This window comes from Streptomyces saintjeani, assembly GCF_055409605.1.
In genome coordinates, this window is record NZ_CP189624.1 from 2153748 (window position 1) to 2173988 (window position 20241).

The 20241-nt window shown below is 73.3% G+C and carries 21 protein-coding genes; 10 read left to right on the forward strand and 11 right to left on the reverse strand.

Annotation, left to right across the window (positions count from 1 at the left end; all coding sequences use genetic code 11):
* Nucleotides 1-3: 3 nt before the first annotated feature.
* From ACQCO7_RS09590 to ACQCO7_RS09610, 5 genes are read left to right on the forward strand one after another with little or no spacing between them, the layout of a single operon-like run.
* On the forward strand, nucleotides 4-2577 hold the full coding sequence (locus tag ACQCO7_RS09590) for an MXAN_6230/SCO0854 family RING domain-containing protein (RefSeq protein WP_464071407.1): 2574 nt from the start codon (nucleotides 4-6) through the stop codon (nucleotides 2575-2577).
* Between the two features lie 41 nt (nucleotides 2578-2618).
* Nucleotides 2619-3620 (forward strand): DEDDh family exonuclease, encoded by a 1002-nt coding sequence (locus tag ACQCO7_RS09595; RefSeq protein ID WP_464071408.1) that lies wholly within the window; start codon nucleotides 2619-2621, stop codon nucleotides 3618-3620.
* Nucleotides 3621-3677: 57 nt separating this feature from the next.
* Entirely contained in the window at nucleotides 3678-4475 is a 798-nt protein-coding gene (locus ACQCO7_RS09600; protein WP_464071409.1) for an SURF1 family cytochrome oxidase biogenesis protein, read from the forward strand.
* A 55-nt stretch (nucleotides 4476-4530) separates the two neighbouring features.
* The gene (locus ACQCO7_RS09605; RefSeq protein ID WP_464071410.1) at nucleotides 4531-6312 is read left to right on the forward strand and encodes a glycoside hydrolase family 15 protein; all 1782 of its coding nucleotides are present in this window, start codon (nucleotides 4531-4533) and stop codon (nucleotides 6310-6312) included.
* 5 nt (nucleotides 6313-6317) lie between these two features.
* On the forward strand, nucleotides 6318-7073 hold the full coding sequence (locus ACQCO7_RS09610) for an SDR family oxidoreductase (protein WP_464071411.1): 756 nt from the start codon (nucleotides 6318-6320) through the stop codon (nucleotides 7071-7073).
* 4 nt (nucleotides 7074-7077) lie between these two features.
* Here ACQCO7_RS09610 and amaP read toward each other — a convergent pair whose 3' ends face one another.
* Genes amaP through ACQCO7_RS09635 form a run of 5 tightly spaced genes read right to left on the reverse strand, consistent with a single transcriptional unit; the run spans nucleotide 7078 to nucleotide 9317 of the window.
* The gene (gene amaP / locus ACQCO7_RS09615) at nucleotides 7078-7656 is read right to left on the reverse strand and encodes an alkaline shock response membrane anchor protein AmaP (protein ID WP_464071412.1); all 579 of its coding nucleotides are present in this window, start codon (nucleotides 7654-7656) and stop codon (nucleotides 7078-7080) included.
* Nucleotides 7657-7662: 6 nt separating this feature from the next.
* Complete coding sequence (locus ACQCO7_RS09620; protein ID WP_464071413.1) at nucleotides 7663-8298, reverse strand: DUF6286 domain-containing protein; 636 nt, start codon at nucleotides 8296-8298, stop codon at nucleotides 7663-7665.
* Complete coding sequence (locus tag ACQCO7_RS09625; protein WP_464071414.1) at nucleotides 8295-8639, reverse strand: hypothetical protein; 345 nt, start codon at nucleotides 8637-8639, stop codon at nucleotides 8295-8297. Before ACQCO7_RS09625 ends, ACQCO7_RS09620 begins: the two co-directional genes overlap by 4 nt.
* Nucleotides 8636-8821 (reverse strand): hypothetical protein, encoded by a 186-nt coding sequence (locus tag ACQCO7_RS09630; protein ID WP_029184122.1) that lies wholly within the window; start codon nucleotides 8819-8821, stop codon nucleotides 8636-8638. Before ACQCO7_RS09630 ends, ACQCO7_RS09625 begins: the two co-directional genes overlap by 4 nt.
* A gap of 31 nt (nucleotides 8822-8852) precedes the next feature.
* Entirely contained in the window at nucleotides 8853-9317 is a 465-nt protein-coding gene (locus tag ACQCO7_RS09635; RefSeq protein ID WP_464071415.1) for an Asp23/Gls24 family envelope stress response protein, read from the reverse strand.
* 94 nt (nucleotides 9318-9411) lie between these two features.
* On the opposite strand from ACQCO7_RS09635, the gene ACQCO7_RS09640 reads away from it, so the two are divergent.
* Complete coding sequence (locus ACQCO7_RS09640; protein ID WP_464071416.1) at nucleotides 9412-10080, forward strand: nucleopolyhedrovirus P10 family protein; 669 nt, start codon at nucleotides 9412-9414, stop codon at nucleotides 10078-10080.
* Nucleotides 10081-10234: 154 nt separating this feature from the next.
* On the opposite strand, the gene ACQCO7_RS09645 is transcribed toward ACQCO7_RS09640, so the two are convergent.
* The 3 genes from ACQCO7_RS09645 to ACQCO7_RS09655 all read right to left on the reverse strand — a co-directional run bounded on the left by ACQCO7_RS09645 (nucleotide 10235) and on the right by ACQCO7_RS09655 (nucleotide 13310).
* Nucleotides 10235-11026 carry an enoyl-CoA hydratase/isomerase family protein gene (locus tag ACQCO7_RS09645; protein ID WP_464071417.1) on the reverse strand — a complete coding sequence of 264 codons (792 nt, stop codon included), beginning with the start codon at nucleotides 11024-11026 and terminating at the stop codon, nucleotides 10235-10237.
* Nucleotides 11027-11144: 118 nt separating this feature from the next.
* On the reverse strand, nucleotides 11145-11366 hold the full coding sequence (locus ACQCO7_RS09650; RefSeq protein WP_010355597.1) for a helix-turn-helix domain-containing protein: 222 nt from the start codon (nucleotides 11364-11366) through the stop codon (nucleotides 11145-11147).
* A gap of 345 nt (nucleotides 11367-11711) precedes the next feature.
* Nucleotides 11712-13310, reverse strand: coding sequence for an ABC-F family ATP-binding cassette domain-containing protein (locus tag ACQCO7_RS09655; RefSeq protein ID WP_464071418.1), 1599 nt, complete (start codon nucleotides 13308-13310; stop codon nucleotides 11712-11714).
* A gap of 189 nt (nucleotides 13311-13499) precedes the next feature.
* Between ACQCO7_RS09655 and ypfJ the strand changes: the two genes are divergently transcribed.
* Together ypfJ and ACQCO7_RS09665 are read left to right on the forward strand one after the other, a co-directional pair.
* Complete coding sequence (ypfJ, locus tag ACQCO7_RS09660) at nucleotides 13500-14390, forward strand: KPN_02809 family neutral zinc metallopeptidase (RefSeq protein WP_464071419.1); 891 nt, start codon at nucleotides 13500-13502, stop codon at nucleotides 14388-14390.
* Nucleotides 14391-14507: 117 nt separating this feature from the next.
* The gene (locus tag ACQCO7_RS09665; RefSeq protein WP_040837098.1) at nucleotides 14508-14921 is read left to right on the forward strand and encodes a VOC family protein; all 414 of its coding nucleotides are present in this window, start codon (nucleotides 14508-14510) and stop codon (nucleotides 14919-14921) included.
* A 54-nt stretch (nucleotides 14922-14975) separates the two neighbouring features.
* Here ACQCO7_RS09665 and ACQCO7_RS09670 read toward each other — a convergent pair whose 3' ends face one another.
* The 3 genes from ACQCO7_RS09670 to ACQCO7_RS09680 form a co-directional block, all read right to left on the reverse strand.
* Nucleotides 14976-16457: a hypothetical protein gene (locus ACQCO7_RS09670; RefSeq protein ID WP_464071420.1), complete on the reverse strand. Its 1482-nt coding sequence runs from the start codon at nucleotides 16455-16457 to the stop codon at nucleotides 14976-14978.
* A 214-nt stretch (nucleotides 16458-16671) separates the two neighbouring features.
* The gene (locus ACQCO7_RS09675; RefSeq protein ID WP_464071421.1) at nucleotides 16672-17793 is read right to left on the reverse strand and encodes an alpha/beta hydrolase; all 1122 of its coding nucleotides are present in this window, start codon (nucleotides 17791-17793) and stop codon (nucleotides 16672-16674) included.
* 171 nt (nucleotides 17794-17964) lie between these two features.
* Complete coding sequence (locus ACQCO7_RS09680; protein ID WP_464071422.1) at nucleotides 17965-18633, reverse strand: class II aldolase/adducin family protein; 669 nt, start codon at nucleotides 18631-18633, stop codon at nucleotides 17965-17967.
* Between the two features lie 129 nt (nucleotides 18634-18762).
* Here ACQCO7_RS09680 and ACQCO7_RS09685 point away from each other — a divergent pair, with 129 nt between their 5' ends.
* Together ACQCO7_RS09685 and ACQCO7_RS09690 are read left to right on the forward strand one after the other, a co-directional pair.
* The gene (locus tag ACQCO7_RS09685) at nucleotides 18763-19980 is read left to right on the forward strand and encodes an anion permease (protein ID WP_464071423.1); all 1218 of its coding nucleotides are present in this window, start codon (nucleotides 18763-18765) and stop codon (nucleotides 19978-19980) included.
* Between the two features lie 20 nt (nucleotides 19981-20000).
* Entirely contained in the window at nucleotides 20001-20222 is a 222-nt protein-coding gene (locus ACQCO7_RS09690; protein WP_059044788.1) for a hypothetical protein, read from the forward strand.
* Nucleotides 20223-20241: the final 19 nt, after the last annotated feature.

The following is a 20241-nucleotide window of genomic DNA, read 5'->3' on the forward strand; positions in this document are numbered from 1 at the left end:
CTCTTGACCGAACTCGCCTCCGTCCTGCTGCGCCGCCTCCGCACCGTCTACGTCGACCGGCCGGGCCCGCGCCCGGGTGACCCTTCGACGACGGACGGCATGACAGCGCTGGAAGCCGAGTTGCTGGACCGGGGGTTCGCGCCGGACAGGCGGCTGAGGGAGGCCCTCGCCTGGCTGGGACCGGCCGGACTGGCAAGCGCGGGGCGGGAGTTGATCGCGCACATAGATGCCGAACTCGGCGCGGACCGCACGCACATGCCGCTGTTCCGGAACTTCCCGGTGTCCGTGCCGGACGACACCGGGGCGCTCTGGGTGGACCGCGTCTTCACGCTGCTCCTCCAGTGGCCGCAGCAGCCCTGCGTCCTGTGCGCGACGGTGGCGAGCGTGCACCCGGTCTCCCCGTGCGCGCACCTGGTGTGCCGCGAGTGCTGGGACGGCGCCGACTACGCGGGCTGCCCGATCTGCCACCGCAGGGTCGACGCGACGGACCCGTTCCTGAAGCCGGCCCGGCCCCGGCGCCGGGGCGAAGCCGCCGCAGGCCCCCTCAAGCTGCTCGCGCTGGGCACGGACGCGCGCGCGGACGCCGTGACGGCACTGCGCACGCTCCTCGCCCGCCGCACCCCGCTCCCGCCCCGCGACCGGGCGGATCTCGGCGTGCTGCTGGAGCACGCTCCAGGGGGCGTGGAGTGGTTCCCGCAGGACGTGCCGGTCCGGGAGACCAAGGCGCTGACGCTGGGCCGTCTGCTGGCCGTACAGAGCCGCCGCGAGGACGTTCTCCCGCTGCTGGACACGCATCTGACGACCGCTACGGACGTGTTGCGGCTCCTGTGCGTGTGGTCCGGCGGAGACGCGGACCTGATCGAGCCGCCGAGAATGCGCTCGCTCCCGCGCGGGATACGCCGGCGCCTGCTCACCGCCCTGGAGCGGTGCCCCCGCCTGGTGGAGGACCTCCTGCGCCACCCGACCGCCTGGAAACGCGCGGCCGAGACCCTGCACCCCTTCGAACACCACACCCGGCACCCCAGGACGACCCTCGCCTTCGCGGTCCTCAGGGGTACGCCGCTGACGGGGGAACTCGGCGAGGAAGTCCTCCGCACGGCAGCCGCCCACCCCCACGAGGTACGGATCGACGGCGCGCGCGTGAGAGCGGCGACCTGGCACGCGCGCGTGGAGGAGGCCCTGGCCGGCGGACACACCCGCGCGGCCCTGGATCTCCTGGCACAGCGCCCCGGCGAGCTGCTGCGCCGCCTGGACCACGTCCTGCGCCTGGAGGACCTCCGGACGCTCCCGGACGACTTCGCGGACGTCCTGCGCGCGGCCCTCCCCCAGGCGGGCCCGGCGCCCCTGCTGGCGGCCCTGGGGCGCCTGAGGGTCCGTCACCTCCCGGCCGCGCGCCGGGTGTTCTTCCCGCGCGGCCAGGTCACGCACGCGTACACGGTCGACGACACGCGCCCGCCGCTCGCCGGCGCCGTGACGGAGGCGGTGTGCGCGCTGCTGGAGGCGGAGGCGGTACGGCGCCTCGCGTCGGCCCCGCGCGTGGAGCTGGCCGTGGTGGACTCGGCGCTGGCCGGGCTCGCCGTGCCGGCGACGGAGCGGGCGGACGCGAAGGCGCTGGTGTCGGTGCCGCGCGGGAGCACGCAGCCGCTGCCGCGCGGTGAGGTCCTGCGGCTGTTCCTGCACTGGACGGAGCCCGCGCGCACGCGCGTGGACCTCGATCTGTCGGTCGCCCTGTTCGACGAGGGGTGGGAGCAGGTCGGTCTGTGCGACTACACGAACCTGGTCCACGGCGAGCGCTGGGCGGTGCACTCCGGCGATCTGACGTCGGCTCCGGCGCCGGACGGCGCGACGGAGTACGTCGACCTGGACCTGAACGCGCTGAGGGCGCACGGCGTGCGGTACGCGCTGCCGGTGGTGTTCAGCTTCAACAACATCGCCTTTGAGCATCTCCTGGACGCGTTCGCCGGGTTCATGACACTGACATCAGGGTCCGGGGCGGCGTACGACCCCCGGACCGTGCGCCAGCGGTACGACCTGGCCGGGGACTCGCGGATCCACGTCCCGATGCTGGTGGACCTCAAGGAGCGGACGTTCCTGTGGGTGGATCTGCACCTGTCGGGGTCCGAGGGGCTGCACAGCGTGGGCCGGCACTCGACGGCTCTCGCGCGGGTGGGCCGGGATCTGCACCAGTACTTCGCGTCGGGGCGGTCGACGCTGTGGGACCTGACGGTGTGGCACGCCTGCGCGCGTGCGCGGGAGGTGACGGTGATCCGGCGGGCGCCGGTACCGGGGGCGCTCGACGAGCTGTGGCACTACCGGTGCGGTGACGGGGAGTCGGCCACGGCGTTCGCCGCGCGCGTACGCGTGCTGGACCCGCCCGACCGCCAGGAGCCGGTCGGTGACGCGGACGCGGCGGCGTCCGAACTCGCCGCGAAGAAGCGGGTGTTGCTCGGTCTGGTGCACGGCGGGATGGCGCCCGAGGGGGCGAGCGGCGAGGTGTACCGGCTGCTGCCGGGGCCCGTCGACGGGGCGGGGCTGACGCCGCTGGCGGCGGGGGATCTGGTGGCCGCACTGGGGTGAGGGGGCAGGGCTGTCGGTGTCGCCCCGTATCCTCAGGGACCATGCTCGAAGACCGCACGCTCACCACTCCGTCGCCAGTCGACTGGCCCGGCACATACCCCGAGGGGTATGCCGTGGTCGACGTCGAGACCACCGGGCTCGCGCGGGACGACCGGATAGTGTCCGCGGCGGTCTACCGGCTGGACGCGCGCGGGGAGGTCGAGGACCACTGGTACACGCTGGTGAACCCGGAGCGCGATCCGGGGCCGGTGTGGATCCACGGGCTGACGAGTGACGTGCTCGAAGGGGCGCCGCTCTTCGCCGAGGTCGCCGAGGAGTTCTCGCGGCGCCTGGACGGGCGTGTACTCGTCGCGCACAACGCGGTGTTCGACTGGCAGATGATCGCCCGCGAGTACGCGCGCTCGCAGCAGCAGGCGCCCGTCAGGCAGCGGCTGTGCACGATCGTGCTGAGCAAGGAGCTGGGGCTCCCGCTGCCGAACCACAAGCTGGAGACGCTGGCCGCGCACTTCGGCGTCGTCCAGCAGCGCGCGCACCACGCGCTGGACGACGCGCGCGTGCTGGCGGAGGCGTTCCGGCCGAGCCTGCGGGCCGCAGCCGCGCGCGGGGTGCGGCTGCCGCTGCACGAGTGCCGGCCGCTGACGGAGTGGCAGGACCGGCCCGCGACGCCGTGGATCGGGCGGCAGAGCGGCGGCTACCAGCAGCAGTCGACGCCGACGACATGGCGGCCGTCCCGCAAGCGGCCCGCCTGCCCCTACCCGAACCCCGGCCGCTTCGAGGACGGCAAGCCGCTCAAGCAGGGCATGCGGATCGCGTTCTCCGGCGACACGTCGACCGAGCGGGACCTCCTGGAGGACCGCGCGGTGGAAGCCGGTCTGCACGTCTCCACGAGCATCTCCCGGCTCACCAGCCTCCTGGTGACCAACGACCCCGACTCGGGCACGTCGAAGGTCCTCAAGGCCCGCCAGTTCGGCACACCGGTCGTCGACGAGGCCGCCTTCGGCCAGCTCCTGCGGGACGTCGCGGCGGCCGGCTCCGGCGAGTAGCCAGCCGCGTCCGACCCTGCCGGGGGCCGCGCGCGGAGCGGGTTGTACGGTCGTGGGGTGTACCGCTTCCTGTTGTCCCGGCAGTGGGTGATCCTCACGCTGGTCGCCCTCGTCCTCATCCCTACGATGATCCGGCTGGGCATCTGGCAGATGCACCGGTACGAGATGCGGCACGCGCGCAACGAGCTGGTGGCGAGCGCCCTGCACGCGGACCCGGTGCCGGTCGAGAGGCTGACGTCCCCGGGGCACGAGGTCACCCGCGCCGAGCGCTACCACTCGGTCACGGCGGTCGGCCGCTTCGACGCCGCGCGCGAGGTCGTCGTCCGCCGCCGGGTGAACGCGGACGACGAGGTCGGCTTCCACGTGCTGACGCCGCTCGTGCTGACGGACGGCAAGGTGGTGCTGGTCAACCGGGGCTGGATCCCCGCGGACGGGCCCAGCCAGACGGCGTTCCCGAAGATCCCGGCGCCCCCCGCGGGCCAGGTCACCGTCACCGGGCGGCTGATGCCCGACGAGACGACCGCGGCGAGCGGCATCAAGAACCTCAAGGGCCTGCCCGACCGGCAGATCATGCTGATCAGCAGCGGCGAGGAGGCGCACCGCCTGAACGCCCGGGTCCTCGGCGGCTACCTGGTCCTGACGGACCCGGAGCCCAAGGGCGACACCCCCGAACTCATCGGCAGGCCGGGCGACGAGAACGCGGCCCTGAACTACGCGTACGCCATCCAGTGGTGGCTGTTCGCGGCGGCCGTCCCCTTCGGCTGGTTCGTCCTGGTCCGCCGCGAACGGCGCGACCGCGCGGAGCGGGAGCAGACGGCGGACGAGCCCGAGAAGGCGGAACCGGCGACGGTGTAGCTCGCGCGGGCGCGTGTCTGATTGCCGGTCCCCTTCTCCGGGAATCCGGACCTCCATGCGCATCGAGGACTACGCCGTCGTCGGCGACGAACAGACCGCCGCGCTGGTCGGCCGGGACGGCTCCGTCGACTGGCTCTGCCTGCCCCGCTTCGACTCGGGCGCCTGCTTCGCGCGTCTGCTGGGCGACGAGGAGAACGGCCACTGGAGGATCGCGCCCAAGGGGGCGACCGGCCTGTGCGCCCGCCGGTCGTACCGGGGCGACACGCTCGTCCTGGACACCGAGTGGGAGACCGGGGACGGCGCCGTCCGGGTCACCGACCTGATGCCCCAGCGGGACAGGGCGCCCGACCTCGTACGGATCGTGGAGGGGCTGCGCGGCAGGGTCACCGTACGCAGCACGCTGCGGCTGCGGTTCGACTACGGGTCGATCGTGCCGTGGATGCGCCGCTCGGACGGCCACCGGGTCGCCGTCGCGGGGCCCGACTCGGTGTGGCTGCGCAGCGAGCCGCCGGTGCGGACGTGGGGCGAGGACTTCGGTACGCACGCGGAGTTCGAGGTCGCCGAGGGCGAGAAGGTCGCGTTCGTGCTGACCTGGCACCCGTCGCACGAACCGCAGCCGGCCCGGGTGGACCCCTACGAGGCCCTGGAGGCGTCGTTGGAGGACTGGGGCGCCTGGTCGGCCCGCTGCCGCTACAAGGGGCCGTACGAGGCCGCTGTGCGGCGTTCCCTGATCACGCTGAAGGCGCTGACGTACGCGCCGACGGGCGGGATCGTCGCCGCGCCCACCACCTCGCTGCCGGAGGAGCTGGGCGGCGTGCGCAACTGGGACTACCGGTACTGCTGGCTGCGCGACTCGACGCTCACCCTGGGCGCGCTGCTGTCCGCCGGCTACCACGAGGAGGCCCGCTCCTGGCACCGCTGGCTCCTGCGCGCGGTCGCCGGCGACCCGGCCGACCTCCAGATCATGTACGGCGTGGCGGGCGAACGCCGGCTGCCGGAACAGGAGTTGCCGTGGCTGTCCGGCTACGAGAACTCGCGCCCCGTACGCATCGGCAACGGCGCCGTCGACCAGCTCCAGCTCGACGTGTACGGCGAGGTCATGGACTCCCTCGCGCTCGCGCGGGACGCGGGGCTGCCCGCGCGCCCGCACGTGTGGGCGCTCCAGCGCGCGCTGATGGAGTGGCTGCGCGACAACTGGCGCCGGCCCGACGAGGGGCTGTGGGAAGTGCGGGGCGGGCGGCGCCAGTTCACGCACTCCAAGGTGATGGTGTGGGTCGCCGCCGACCGCGCCGTCCGCGCGCTGGAGACGCACCCGCACCTGCGCGGCGACCTCGACGGCTGGCGCGAGCTGCGCAGCGCCGTGCACGCGGAGGTGTGCGAGCGGGGGTACGACGCCGAGCGGGGCACGTTCACACAGTCCTACGGGTCCGTCGAACTCGACGCCGCGCTCCTGCTGATCCCGCGCGTGGGGTTCCTGCCCGGCGACGACCCGCGCGTGATCGGCACCGTCGACGCGGTGCGCGCGGAACTCGGCCGCGACGGGCTGCTGCGGCGCTACAGCACCGACGGCTCGACCGTCGACGGGCTGCCCGGCTCCGAGGGGACCTTCCTGGTCTGCTCGTTCTGGCTCGTCGACGCGCTGCACCTGACCGGCCGCCGCGAGGAGGCGCTCGCCCTCTTCGAGCGGCTCGCCGGGCTCGCCAACGACGTCGGGCTGCTCGCCGAGGAGTACGACCCCGCCGTCGGGCACCAGCTCGGCAACTTCCCGCAGGCGTTCAGCCACATCGGGCTCGTCAGCTCCGCCCTCGCCCTGTTCGGGGACGGGGAGGCAGGATAGGGGCCATGGATCTTGGACTGAAGGACCGGGTGTACGTCGTCACCGGGGCCACGCGCGGACTCGGCAACGCGGTCGCGCGCGAGCTGCTGGCGGACGGGGCGAAGGTGGTCGTCTCCGGGCGGGACGAGGAGCGGGTCGCGGAGGCGGCGCGCGGGCTGGGCGAGGGCGCGGTCGGGGTCGCCGTCGACAACGCGGACGCGCAGGCACCGGAGCGGCTCATCGCCCGCGCGCGCGAGGCGTTCGGCGGGTTCGACGGGATTCTCATCAGCGTGGGCGGGCCGCCGCCGGGGTTCGTCGCCGACAACACGGACGAGCAGTGGGAGGCCGCGTTCCAGTCCGTCTTCCTCGGCGCGGTACGGCTCGCGCGCGCGGCTGCCGCCGAGCTGGACGAGGGGGGTGTCATCGGGTTCGTGCTGTCCGGGTCCGTGCACGAGCCGATCCCCGGGCTGACGGTCTCCAACGGGCTGCGGCCCGGTCTCGCCGGGTTCGCGAAGTCGCTGGCGGACGAGCTGGGGCCACGGGGCATCCGGGTCGTGGGGCTGCTGCCGGCGCGCATCGACACGGACCGCGTGCGCGAGCTGGACGGGTTGTCGGCGGATCCGGAGGCGACGCGGGTCGCGAACGAGGCGCGGATTCCGTTGCGGCGGTACGGGCGGCCGGAGGAGTTCGGGCGGACAGGAGCGTTTCTGCTGTCGCCGGCCGCCTCGTACCTGACGGGGATCATGGTCCCGGTGGACGGCGGGATGCGTCACGGGTTCTGACCCGTCAGCTGACCCTTTCCGCCTTGTGCTTCATCGCCCGCATCCTCACCTCCGCCGGCAGCGCCTTCAGTGCCGCCGAGTCCCGCGCGCGCGTGAGGGAGTGCGTGATGAAGTTCCGTAGCGCCTCCCCCGGGGACGCGTGGGGTTCCACCCTCAGGTGGACCCGCGTCTCCGGGGCGTCGCGGCGGCCCGTGAGGTGCACGCGCGCGTGGGAGACGCCGTCCAGGTGGGCCGTCTCCGTGGCGAGGACGTTCTCCAGGGCGCTGCCCCTGAGGATCGCCGATTCGCCGTCGCCGGTGTCGATGAGGACCTCGCTGAGGCGGCGGCGCCGGAGGTTCGCCGTCAGCCACCACAGGGCGAGCAGGACGAGCAGCGCGAGCCCTGCGACGACCGTCGGCCACCACCAGCCCTCGTCGCGCCAGCGGGTGCGCCGGGAGGCCGTCAGGAGGGCGTCGTGGCGGTCGCCGTGGAGCCACCAGGAGGGCGGGTCCGCGCCCAGCCCGATCGCGAGGACCGAGCCGCCGAGGGCGAGCAGGGCCAGCCCGACGAGGCAGAGCAGGACACGGTTGACGGTGCGGAGCATCAGGGGTCACCCCTTCTTCGCGGGCCGGCGGACATGGATCGACAGCGCCGGAGGGCGGGCCAGCCCGAGGCCGTCCAGCGCCGCCGCGAGCGTGCCCTCCAGATCCGCGCGGACCTCGTCGAGATCGCGGAAGTGGGACACCGTACGGACGTCGATACGGCGCCGTCCCATCCGTACGTGGACGGACTGGACGCCGGACACCTCCATCGCCCGGTCCCGCAGGACGAGCGCGGCGGCGTCGCGGTGCAGGCCCGCGCGTACGTCGGGGTGGGTCGGCCGCATCGGCAGGACGTCGCGGTGGCCCGGGGTCACCGCGAGCAGCAGGGCCAGCAGCCCGAGGGCGACGGCGACGCCCGCGCCGGTGCGGACCCAGGTGTCGTCCAGGGGGCGCGCGGCGAGCTGGTGGGCGAGTTCGCGGCGCCAGCGCATGGCCGGGTGACCGGCGCGGACGGCGGCGACGTCGTACAGGAAGAGACCGGCCACGGCGAGGACGAGGACGGCCGTGAGGGCGGCCGGTGCCCGGCGGGGGGACCAGAAGCGGCGTACGCCTGCCGGTGGGGGCGCCGCCTCGGGTTCCGGTTCCTTGTCCATGATCACCGGCAGCCGCTGGGTCGTGCCTTCGCCGCCCTGGGGTTCGCTCATCGCGTCCTCCCCTGTGCCTCGCCGGGGACCACCGTCGGGTGGAGCCGTTCGATCGTGACGGTGACGTCCGGCACGTCCATTCCCACCAACGCGCGTACCCGCTCGACCACGTTTCGACGCACCGCGCGGCAGCGCGCTCCGATATCGGTGGGGTAGTCGAGTTCGAGGGCCACACGCACGCGCGCGCGGCCGTGCGAGACGACCACCATGGCGTGCGGGGGCGCCGCGTCGGGCGGCAGGGGGCCGAGGGCCTCGCGGGCCGCCTGGGAGGCGATCTTCGCGACCACCCGGTCGGCGATCCGCGTCGCCCCGCGCTCCCCCGCCGCGACGGTGGACGTCATCGGCGCCGGTCGTCGCGCGAGCGCAGGAAGTCGCCGATCTCCAGGTCCCCTTCGAGGAACCGGCCGACGACGAACCCGATGGCGCCGAGGGCGGCCACCAGGAGGAAGGCGCCGAACCCGCCGAAGTACCCGGCGAAGCCCAGCGCCATGCCGGCGATCATGCCGATCACGGCCCTGCTCATGTGTCGTCCCTTCGCGTCGCTGGCCACGCGGTCACTGGATCCGGGGTTCCGGCTCGTCGTCCTCTTCGTCGGGCAGCTTGACGTCGCTGACGGCGATGTTGACCTCGACGACCTCAAGGCCGGTCATCCGCTCGACGGCGGCGATCACGTTCTCGCGGACGGCCCGTGCGACGTCGGCGATGGAGACGCCGTAGTCGACGACGATCTCCAGGTCCAGCGCGGTCTGCACCTCGCCGACCTCGGCCTTCACGCCGCGCGAGACGGACTTGGAGCTGCCGGGGACGCGGTCGCGCACGGCGCCGAAGGTGCGGCTGAGTCCGCTGCCCATGGCGTGCACGCCGACGACGTCCCGCGCGGCGAGCCCCGCGATCTTCTCCACGACGCCGTCGGCGATCGTCGTCCGTCCCCTGGTCCCGGGGTCGCCACCCCCGCGTTTCACCGCCTTGCGCACCGTCTGATCGGTCTCGGCGGCGGAGTTCTGTGTGGTGTCGGTCATGATCCGTACGTCCCTTCCGGCCGGTGTCCTTCGACCAAACCAACCGTAAGCGCGGTTGCCCCATAGCGCCCCGGGGATGCGGCAGGCTGGTGGAATGACTGCGGAGCAGCACTGGCGTCAGACGGTCCGGCAGCAGCTCGGACTCGGCAGGTTCCTTCCCCTCGGCGGCCCGCGCGACGGCTGCTGGATCGCGGAGAGCGTCGCGGAGACGGTCCTCGCGCGGGCGGTGGCGGGCAACGTGGAGGGCGCGCGTCTTGGCCCCCTGCGGCTGGCGCTCGCCGACCCCGAGAACGCGCACGACCCGGCCGTACCGCCGCCCCCGACGGCCCTCCCGCCGGGCCCCCTGAAGATGACCGCGGAGTTCTCCGCCCGGCCGACGGAGCCGTTGCCGAACTCGGCCGCCCGGCTGCGGGCCGCCCTCGCGGCGGCGTCGGCGGAGCGCCTCGGCCTCGTCGTCACGGAGATCGACCTGCGGGTGACGGGCCTGGTCCTCCCGGAGGACCCGCCGGACGAGCCGGAGCCGCTCCGGCCGTGGCGGGGGCCCAGGCCGGACGAGCTGGCCGGGGTGCCGGGGCTGCTGGGCGGCACCGTGCGCCTGGAGGACCGGGCCGGGGCGAACGCGCTCCCGCGCCCGCACGCGCGCGTGGAGATCGCCGTACGCGCGGACCTGCGGACGCTGGACGTGGCGCGGGAGGCCCGCACGGCGGCGCAGCGGCTGCCGGGGAGCCCGACGGCGGCGGTGCTGGTGGTCGCCGTGGGGTGAGCGGGCGGAGGTGACGCGGGGGGGCGGGCGCGCCTCCGGCAGCCTCACCGGCTCCGGCGCCGGGCAGGGTGTGACGCGCGCGGGCATGGCGCACCGGCACGATCTACCGCCGCTGCCCCGCTTCCGGCACCGGTTCGTCGCACGGCCCCGCCCGTTACTCCCCCAGCCCCGCCAGGTCCCTGAGGCGACGGGACTGGGCGGCACGCTCGGCCGCTCGCTGGTCGTCGTACGAGCGGCCCGCCGCGCCCTGGAGGAGCGCCTTCGTCTCCACGACGGCGTCCCGGGGGGCCGCGAGGAGGGCGGTCGTGAGGTCCTTGACGGCCGTGTCCAGGTCAGCGGCGGGGACGGCCGTGTTGGCCAGGCCGATGCGGACGGCCTCCTCGGCGTGGACGTAGCGGCCCGTCAGGCAGATCTCCGCCGCGCGGCCGTAGCCCACCAGGGAGACCAGCGGGTGCGTGCCCGTGAGGTCCGGGACCAGGCCCAGGCTGGTCTCGCGCATCGCGAACTGCACGTCGTCGGCGACGACGCGCAGGTCACAGGCGAGCGCGAGCTGGAAGCCCGCGCCGATGGCATGGCCCTGGACAGCGGCGACGGACACGACGTCGCTGCGCCGCCACCAGGTGAAGCCCTCCTGGAACCCGGCGATGGCGGCGTCGAGTTCGGCGTCGCCACGGCGTGCGAGGTCCACGAAGGACGGTTCGCCCTCGATGCCCTCGGGCGTGAACATCTGCCGGTCGAGCCCGGCGGAGAAGGACCTGCCCTCACCGCGCAGCACGACGACACGGACGGAGCCCGGCAGTGACCGACCGGCCTCGGCCAGCGCCCGCCACATCGCGGGGCTCTGCGCATTGCGCTTGGCCGGGTTGGTCAGCGTCACCGTCGCGAGCGCGTCATCGACGGTGAGCCGTACGCCGTCCTTGTCCAGTGCCGGTGCGAGCGAAGCCATGGGGCGCCTCCGATGGGTGCGGTCACCTGAGTACAGCTAAGTGACTGCACAGTAACCACCCGGTCGATCTGTGCGCCGACCGGGTGGCCACCATCGAGGAACGATGGGCCGCCCGACGTCAGGACGTGGCGGCCTTCTTGCCCCTCGTCGCGCCGCCACGCCCACGGAGCGTGACGCCCGACTCGCTGAGCATCCGGTGGACGAAGCCATACGAGCGGCCGGTCTCTTCGGCCAGCGCTCGGATACTCGCACCGGAGTCGTACTTTTTCTTCAGGTCTGCCGCGAGCTTGTCGCGCGCGGCGCCGGTCACCCGGCTGCCCTTCTTCAGAGTCTCGGCCACCCGTGCCTCCTCATGGGAAGTGCGCTCTGGTCCCCTCATGATCACCCCTCCCGGCGATCCTGGCCACCCATTCGGCAAGGTCCGTGGGTGAGGGTTTTGACGACAGGAGCACGTCTCCACAAACGGAAGACGACATTCCGAACGGCCGTGTCCGCCCGGTCGAACGCCACTTTGCGTGAACACGCAGGTCAGAGAGACACGAAGGCCGACCCCCCGTCGACGGTTGTCGACAAAGGGGCCGGCCGGGAAAAGCGGAACGGACACACCTCGATACGAGGAGATCTCACACAGATGATGGATCACCGGTAGGCCGAATGATCCATACTCAGTGGATCATCCATTCGATCAAGCCAGGGCGACCAGATCCGCGTAGTCCGCGCCCCACAGGTCCTCGACGCCGTCGGGCAGCAGGATGATCCGCTCGGGCTGGAGCGCCTCCACCGCGCCCTCGTCGTGGGTGACGAGGACGACGGCGCCCTTGTAGGTGCGCAGCGCGCCGAGGATCTCCTCGCGGGAGGCCGGGTCGAGGTTGTTGGTGGGCTCGTCGAGCAGCAGGACGTTCGCCGAGGAGACGACGAGGGTCGCGAGCGCGAGCCGGGTCTTCTCGCCGCCGGACAGGACGCCCGCGGGCTTGTCGACGTCGTCCCCGGAGAACAGGAACGAGCCGAGCGTCTTGCGGACCTCCACGAGGTCGAGGTCGGGCGCGGAGGAGCGCATGTTCTCCAGGACCGTGCGCTCCGGGTCGAGCGTCTCGTGCTCCTGCGCGTAGTAGCCGAGCTTGAGGCCGTGACCGGGCCGCACCTCGCCCGTGTCGGGCTTCTCGACGCCGCCGAGGAGACGCAGCAGGGTCGTCTTGCCCGCGCCGTTGAGGCCGAGGATGACGACGCGGGAGCCCTTGTCGATGGCGAGGTCGACGTCCGTGAAGATCTCCAGGGAGCCGTACGACTTCGACAGGCCCTCCGCCATCAGCGGGGTCTTGCCGCAGGGCGCCGGTTCCGGGAAGCGGAGCTTGGCGACCTTGTCGGAGACGCGGACCGCCTCCAGGCCCGCGAGCAGCCGGTCGGCGCGCTTGGCCATGTTCTGCGCGGCGACCGTCTTGGTGGCCTTGGCGCGCATCTTGTCGGCCTGCGAGTGCAGGGCGGCGGCCTTCTTCTCGGCGTTCTGCCGCTCGCGCTTGCGGCGCTTCTCGTCGGCCTCGCGCTGCTGCTGGTAGAGCTTCCAGCCCATGTTGTAGACGTCGATCTGGGCGCGGTTGGCGTCCAGGTAGAACACCTTGTTGACGACCGTCTCGACGAGGTCCACGTCGTGGGAGATGACGATGAAGCCGCCCCGGTAGGTCTTCAGGTAGTCCCGCAGCCAGATGATCGAGTCGGCGTCGAGGTGGTTCGTCGGCTCGTCGAGCAGGAGCGTGTCCGCGTCGGAGAACAGGATGCGGGCCAGCTCCACGCGGCGGCGCTGACCGCCGGAGAGCGTGTGCAGGGGCTGGCCGAGGACACGGTCGGGGAGGTTCAGCGCGGCGGCGATCGTCGCGGCCTCCGCCTCGGCGGCGTACCCGCCCTTGGTGAGGAACTCGGTCTCCTGGCGCTCGTACTGCCGCAGCGCCTTCTCGCGGGTGGCGCCGCTGCCGTTCGCGATGCGCTGTTCGTTGTCGCGCATCTTGCGGATCAGTACGTCGAGCCCGCGCGCGGAGAGGATGCGGTCGCGGGCGAGGACGTCGAGGTCGCCGGTGCGGGGGTCCTGCGGGAGGTAGCCGACCTCGCCGGAGCGGGCGACCTGGCCCGCGGCGGGCTGGCCCTCGCCGGCCAGGACCTTCGTCAGGGTCGTCTTGCCGGCGCCGTTGCGGCCGACGAGGCCGATGCGGTCGCCCTTGGCGACGCGGAAGGTGGCGCTCTCGATGAGGATGCGCGCGCCTGCGCGCAGTTCGATACCGGAGGCGGAGATCACGGACAGACTCCAAGGCGTGTTCGGGTGACTGGACGAGGGTGTGCGGACGATCCCGTCGTCTAATGCGCGAGGAGAATGGCCATGGGGCCAGTCTAACGGGGGCCCGCAAGGAGTTTTGCGGCCACGGGCGCTGGGCCGTCCGGGTGAGCTGCGGGGGCGGGGACGCCGATCGCACGGCACGCTGGGCGCATGCAGTTCGACGACGACGCACCGCTGGACACCTCCGAGGTACAGGACGTGCGCGGGAGCCGGATCCCGGGCGGGCGGGCCACCGTGGGCGGCGGGATCGCCGGGGTGATCGCGCTCCTGCTGGCACTGTTCCTCGGCGTCGGCCCCGACCAGCTCGGGCTCTCCTCGGGGAGCGACGGGCCGACCGCGTCCGCCTCCTCCCTGGCCCAGGTGCAGCAGTCCTGCCGGACCGGGCGGGACGCGAACACGAAGGACGACTGCCGGATCGTGGCCGTCGTCAACAGCGTGCAGGACTACTGGAGCGAGGAGTTCCGGCAACGCGGCGGGACGTACACGCCGTCGCCGACGGTCCTGTTCAGCGGGCGCGTCAACACGGCGTGCGGGGCCGCGAGCGCCGCCGTCGGGCCGTTCTACTGCCCCGGCGACCGCAAGGTCTACCTCGACCTCGGCTTCTTCGACGAACTGCGCACGAAGTTCGGGGCGAGCGGCGGGTCCTTCGCGCAGGCGTACGTCGTCGCGCACGAGTACGGCCACCACGTCCAGGACCTCCTCGGCACCCTCGGGCGCGCGCAGGACGGCCGTACCGGCGCGAACAGCAACGCGGTGAGGGTGGAACTCCAGGCCGACTGCTACGGCGGTGTCTGGGCGCGGCACGCCACCACCACGAAGGACCCGGCGACCGGGCGGCCCCTGCTGACGAACCTCACCGACGCGGACATCCGCGACGGCCTCGACGCGGCGGCCTCCGTCGGGGACGACCGGATCCAGGAGCGGTTCCAGGGGCGGGTCACGCCGGAGTCGTGGACGCACGGGTCGGCGGCGCAGCGGCAGCAGTGGTTCGACACCGGGTTCCGCAGCGGTGACATGGAGCGGTGCGACACCTTCCGGTGAGCCGGTCCGTCCGGCTGTCGCGGGCTTTCCGACGCCGTTGTCAGTGGCGGGTGCCAGACTGGGCGACAGGTGATTTTCCGGCAGGAATCCCCAGGGATCGGTCAGGGAGTGGTCGGCATGGCGGGAGCGGCGAGCGGGCGTCCGAGCATCTGCCCGACGGTGCTGTACGGCGACGCGAAGGCGGCGATCCGGCAGCTCACGGAGGCGTTCGGCTTCACGGAACTGACGGTGTACGAGGGCGAGGGCGGGGTGATCCTCCACGCCGAACTGGTGTACGGGAACGGGGTCGTGATGCTCGGCTCCAAGGGGCGGGGCGGAGTCTTCGACACGGTGATGAAGGGGGCCGGGCCGACGGGGACGTACGTCGTGGTGGACGACGTGGACGCGCATCACCGGCGGGCGGTGGAGCAGGGCGCGGAGATCCTGATGCCGCCGACGGACCAGGACTACGGGGCGCGGGACTACATGGCGCGGGACCTGGAGGGGAACGTGTGGTCGTTCGGGACGTACGCGCCGGAGGTCAGGGGGTGAGATGAGGAGGCTGTGGGGGATGCCGGGGGCGGTGGGGCGCCCCCTGCGGGGCGGTCAGCTGCCTCCGGTGTGGACCTGGAAGGCCGCTCTGCGGACGGCCTTCGCGAGGGCCGGGTCCGGGTGGGCGGCGGCGAGGGCCACGAGGACCTGGACGGTGCGGGGGTGGCCGACCGCGCGGACCTCGTTCAGGAGCGCGGGGACGGTCGGCTGGAGCGCCGATTCGAGGTGGCGGACCAGCATCGGGGCCTCGCCGTGGTCGGCGACGGCGGCGGCCGTGTCCACCCAGAGCCAGGTCGCCTCCTCGCGCGTGAGGACCTCGTGCGCGTCCTCCGGGTCGACGCCGTCGTGCTCCGCGAGCCACAGCAGGGCGTACGGGCGCAGGGCGGGTTCGTCGACGACCGCGCGGACGTCCGGCTCGGCCGGGGCGCCGACGACGCGCAGCGCCTCGAAGGCCAGGCCCCGCAGGAGGGCGTCCTCGCCGCGCGCCGCGACCAGGAGTTCCGTGACCGCGCTGCCGACCGTGCGGGCCGCGAGCCAGGCGCGGTACTCGGAGCGGGCCGCGTTCGGGCGCAGTTGGGCGCAGCCTCGGAGCATGTCCTCGGCGGCCTGCTCGATGTTCCCGGCGGGGCTCTGCGCGGCCACGCAGATCTGCTCCAGCTTGACCCAGGTCGCCCAGCTGCCCAGGGGGGTGAGGGTCGCCTGCCCGCCACCGCCGGTGAGCGCACCGACGATGGCCAGCGCGTGGAGGGCCCAGTCGAGGAGGGGGGCGAGTTCGACGGGGTCGGGGGCGGTGGGGAGTGGCTGTTTGGTGAGCCCGGCAACTCCCGTGGGCGCGGCGGGTTCCGTGCCGGTCTCCGTCGGCGCCTCGGCGAAGCCCTCGTCCCCGTCCGCCCCCGCGGCGTACGGGATCTCGCAGCGTTCCGTGCGGAGTTCGGTGACGCGTTGGGCGAGGAGGTCGAGGAGCTGTTCGACGGGGACAGGCCCGGCGGAGAGTTGGAGGAAGGAGAGGACCTGCGGCATCGCCGAGACGACCTCGGCGACCGTGGCGGGCTCCTCGTCGGCCGGTTCGGGGACCGCGAGGGACCAGGCGTCGAAGAGGGCCACCCAGCCGCGGAGCACCGCGCTGTCGTCGCGGTTCCAGGCGCGCAGCCGCCAGCCGGGGCGCGCGCTCGCGCCGTGCACCTCGATGAGGCCGGCGAGCCTCGCGGTGTCCCAGTCGGAGCGGACCTGGTCGACGCTCAGGCCGAGGTCGCTCGCCGCGCGCCGCGCGGTCGCCTCGGAGAGGGTCGCCCTGCCGTCGATGGTCGCGGCGTCCTTGCCGGGGCCGAGGGCGTTGTCCGCCCAGCGGGCCACGCGGGCGGCGGCGGCCAGGCCCGAGCGAGCCATTCTGGCCAGTTCCGCCGGGGCCGGTGTGCCTTCCGGGGGGCGGGGCGCGGCGCGGCGCGGGCGCCGCTGGTTCACAGCTGAGGGGGCGGCGGCCAGGGGTCGCGGGCGGACGAGTCGAAGCCTGGAGTCGCGCGGGATACGGGACGTCACGGGTGCAGTCTTCCGGTTGACGGTCCGAAAACCCAAACGGAATGTCACGGGGGGCTACGGGACTGGCCAACGCACGGGGTGCGGAGAGGGGACGGAGAGGGTGCTCGGGACGGGGACGGGACCAAGCGGAACGCCCGCTACCGGGGCGGGTGGATGTGCCGGGACTCACACCGGCGGGGCCCGGTGTTCGGCCGGCGCCGTTCATGTCGGCCGCTCACATCAGCGGCGTCAAGAACCTCCGCAGGGTCTCCTCGTACGCCGCCGGGTCCGCGTTCCACATCGCGCCGTGCGGGGCGTCGCGGACCTCGTGGAGGGTCGTGAGCGCGGGCGCCCGCGCGGCGAGGCGGCGGGAGAGGTCCCAGGGGGCGACCGTGTCGCCGGGGCCGTGGACGATCAGTGTGGGGACGCCGGGGAGCGTGCCGTCGTCGTCCGGGGGCTCCGCCCCGTTGCCGAGGCGGCCCAGCGCCGCGCGGACCGCCAGCGGGAGCAGGGCGCCCGGGGTGCGGCGGGCGGCGGCCAGCGAGCGCAGGGCCGTCTGCCAGTCGAGGAGCGGGGAGTCGAGGACCAGGCCGCAGACGCGGTCGGCGAGGCCGGAGCGGGTGGCCGCGCGCAGGGCCATCGCCGCGCCGGTCGACCAGCCGAGCAGGATCACGCGGTCGGCGCCGTGCGCGAGGGCGTACCGGATCGCCGCGTCGACGTCCCGCCACTCCGTCGTACCGAGGTGGTTGAGGCCGTCCGGCGGACGCGGCGCGCCCTCGTCGCCCCGGTAGGCGGGCACCAGGGTCGGGAAGCGGCGGCGGTGCAGGAACCCCAGGACGTTCAGGGCGTGTTCGCGGCCCGCGCCGAGGCCGTGCACGGCGATCACCCAGGTGCGGCGCGCGCCGGGCACGAACCAGGCGGGCAGCGTGCCGAGTTCGCCGGGGACACCGACGTCCGTGTGGGTCAGGCCGAGGGCCGTCGCCGGGTCGCCGACGTGCAGGCTCGGGGTGAGGCGTACGGCCGTGCCGGGGCCGAGCGTGCCGTACGAGACGCGTTCCAGGCGGCGGACGACCGTGTCGGCGTCGCGCGGGGCGTTCGGCAGGACCGGGCCGATCACCGCGTGGACGTCCGCGCCGGTGATGCCGTACGTGCCGGGTCTGAGGGCGGCGAGGTCGCGGGTGAGCGTGATCCGGCCGGCGGCGGTGGCATGCACCGTGAGCTTGGGTTCCGTCGGCAGGGGCCGGCCCGGCGGCGCCTTCAGCGCCGGGTCGCTCGCCATCCGGCCGGCGGCGACGCTCGCCGCGCCGGCGGCCACTACTGCGGAGACGGCGACGGCCGTCGCTTTGACTGGGCGCACGGGTCCAGTGTCCGGGTGGTTCGCGGGGGAGGCCAGTGGTGCGGGGCCGGGCCGGGGGCTCGGCGGAGCCGGACGGGTGGGCTCGGCGGGGGCGGCGCAGGGTGCGGCGTGGCTTTCGTACGGCCGTTGGGGGCGTGTGCCCGGCCGGTACCCCGCCGACGGCGCGTCCCCTCAGACCGTCCCCTGCCCGTACCCCTTCAGCTTGTCCCCCGCCTCCCGCACCTGGTCCGGGGTCAGCAGGCTCGGGGTGTGGCCCGGGACCGAGGCCGCCGTCAGCCAGAGGTGGCACATCCATTCGAGCTGGGCCGTGTCGGTGAAGGCGCGGTCGAGGGTGGGGGCGTACGCGAGGGTGCCGTGGTTCTGGAGGAGGCAGGCCGTGCGGCCTCGGAGGGCCGTGAGGATGTTGTCGGCGAGCTGCTCGGTGCCGTACGTCGCGTAGGGGGCCACGCGGACCGGGCCGCCCAGGGCCCCCGTCATGTAGTGGACCGCCGGGAGTTCGGGGACGAGGGTGGAGACGGCCGTCGCGTGGACGGCGTGGGTGTGGACGACGGCTCCGGCGTCGGTCGCGCGGTAGACCGCGAGGTGCATGGGGAGTTCGCTGGTCGGCCGGAGCGTGCCGAGGACCTGGGTGCCGTCGAGGCCGACGCCTGTCACGTCCTGGGGCCCCAGCCGGTCGTACGGAACGCCTGTCGGTGTGATCAGGACCACGTCTGCGAGCCGTACCGAGACGTTTCCCGATGTACCCACCACGAGTCCGTCGGTGACCGTGCGGCGTGCCGTCGCGATCAAGGACTCCCATGCCGCGGCCTCTTCGGGACGCGGGCGCCTCTGCTCAGCCATACGGGTGATCCTGCCAGGTGTCGGAGTCATGCCCACAGTGACACCGCGAAGCCCTGTCCAGTTCATCTTCCGTTCATCCAGGTTACCTACGTTCAACCTGCCGATTACTACGAACGATTGTCTGGGTAAATGGAAAACTTCTCGCTGATCCTCGCGATAGTGGTGGTAACCGCTCTCGCGTTCGATTTCACGAACGGTTTCCACGACACAGCCAACGCGATGGCCACCACCATCTCGACCGGCGCACTGCGGCCCAAGGTGGCGGTGGCCATGTCCGCCGCACTGAACCTTGTGGGGGCGTTCCTCTCCGTGGAGGTCGCGAACACGATCTCCAAGGGACTTGTCGACGAAAGCGGTATACGACCCGAGGTGATCTTCGCGGCGCTGGTCGGCGCGATCCTCTGGAACCTGCTGACCTGGCTGGTCGGCCTCCCCTCCAGCTCCTCGCACGCCCTGATGGGCGGCCTGATCGGCGCGACGCTGGCCTCCGCCGGGACCGGCGCGGTGCACGGCGACGTGCTGGTCACGAAGGTGCTGATTCCCGCAGTCGCCGCGCCGATCGTCGCCGGGGTCGCCGCGATGCTGGCGACGCGGCTGTCGTACACCCTGGCGAAGAAGGCCGACGGAAACGCGGCCGAAAAGGGTTACCGGTTCGGGCAGATCGCCTCGGCCGGGCTCGTCTCGCTGGCGCACGGCACGAACGACGCGCAGAAGACGATGGGCATCATCACGCTGGCGCTCGTCGCGGGCGGCTCGCTCGCGCCCGACTCGGACCCGCCCACCTGGGTCATCCTCTCCGCCGGCCTCGCGATCGCGCTCGGCACGTACCTGGGCGGCTGGCGCATCATCCGCACGATGGGCAAGGGCCTCACCGACCTCCAGCCGCGCCAGGGGTTCGCGGCGCAGACGTCCGCCGCGACGGTCATCCTCGCGTCGTCGCACCTCGGCTTCTCCCTCTCCACCACGCACGCGGTCTCCGGGTCCGTGATGGGCGCGGGGCTCGGCCGCAAGGGCGGGGTCGTGCGGTGGTCGACGGCCACGCGGATGTTCGTCGCGTGGGGGCTGACGCTGCCGGCCGCCGCACTGGTCGGGGCGCTCGCGGAGTCGGTCACGGACCTGGGCGACTGGGGTACGGCCGCCGTCGCGGTGTTCCTCGTCGCGTCGAGCGCCGCGATCTGGAAGGTCTCGCGGCGTGAGGTCGTGGACCACAACAACGTGAACGACACGGACGAAGCCGTCGCGACTCCGGTCGCCGGTGCCGTCGAGGCCGCCGACATCAAGGTCGTCATCCCCGCTCCGGCGACCGCCACCACCGACCCGGCCGCTCCCCCGGCCGCGACCGTCTGACCCCGAAGGACACCGCAACCATGAAGATCGACTGGTCCGCACTCGGCTCCGTCTTCGGTGTCAGCCTCGTGGTCACCGTCGGGATCGTGACCCTCTTCACGCTGGGCGTGATGGGCCTCTCCCGCCACGAACGCGCCCAGGCCGACGGGGGTTCGGCGGCGCTCGCGGTGACGGGGGCGTACGCGTGTTTCGCGGCGTGCCTGGGGGCTGTGGCGTACGGCATCAGCCTGATCGTCGCCTGAGCTCTCCGGAAAACCGGCA

Bases quoted from the DNA above. Each gene is read 5' to 3' on its own strand.
- ACQCO7_RS09595 (WP_464071408.1), top strand. From the start codon at position 2,619: ATGCTCGAAGACCGCACGCTCACCACTCCGTCGCCAGTCGACTGGCCC.
- ACQCO7_RS09605 (WP_464071410.1), top strand. From the start codon at position 4,531: ATGCGCATCGAGGACTACGCCGTCGTCGGCGACGAACAGACCGCCGCG.
- ACQCO7_RS09610 (WP_464071411.1), top strand. From the start codon at position 6,318: ATGGATCTTGGACTGAAGGACCGGGTGTACGTCGTCACCGGGGCCACG.
- amaP (WP_464071412.1), bottom strand. From the start codon at position 7,656: ATGCTCCGCACCGTCAACCGTGTCCTGCTCTGCCTCGTCGGGCTGGCC.
- ACQCO7_RS09620 (WP_464071413.1), bottom strand. From the start codon at position 8,298: ATGAGCGAACCCCAGGGCGGCGAAGGCACGACCCAGCGGCTGCCGGTG.
- ACQCO7_RS09625 (WP_464071414.1), bottom strand. From the start codon at position 8,639: ATGACGTCCACCGTCGCGGCGGGGGAGCGCGGGGCGACGCGGATCGCC.
- ACQCO7_RS09630 (WP_029184122.1), bottom strand. From the start codon at position 8,821: ATGAGCAGGGCCGTGATCGGCATGATCGCCGGCATGGCGCTGGGCTTC.
- ACQCO7_RS09635 (WP_464071415.1), bottom strand. From the start codon at position 9,317: ATGACCGACACCACACAGAACTCCGCCGCCGAGACCGATCAGACGGTG.
- ACQCO7_RS09640 (WP_464071416.1), top strand. From the start codon at position 9,412: ATGACTGCGGAGCAGCACTGGCGTCAGACGGTCCGGCAGCAGCTCGGA.
- ACQCO7_RS09645 (WP_464071417.1), bottom strand. From the start codon at position 11,026: ATGGCTTCGCTCGCACCGGCACTGGACAAGGACGGCGTACGGCTCACC.
- ypfJ (WP_464071419.1), top strand. From the start codon at position 13,500: ATGCAGTTCGACGACGACGCACCGCTGGACACCTCCGAGGTACAGGAC.
- ACQCO7_RS09665 (WP_040837098.1), top strand. From the start codon at position 14,508: ATGGCGGGAGCGGCGAGCGGGCGTCCGAGCATCTGCCCGACGGTGCTG.
- ACQCO7_RS09680 (WP_464071422.1), bottom strand. From the start codon at position 18,633: ATGGCTGAGCAGAGGCGCCCGCGTCCCGAAGAGGCCGCGGCATGGGAG.
- ACQCO7_RS09685 (WP_464071423.1), top strand. From the start codon at position 18,763: ATGGAAAACTTCTCGCTGATCCTCGCGATAGTGGTGGTAACCGCTCTC.
- ACQCO7_RS09690 (WP_059044788.1), top strand. From the start codon at position 20,001: ATGAAGATCGACTGGTCCGCACTCGGCTCCGTCTTCGGTGTCAGCCTC.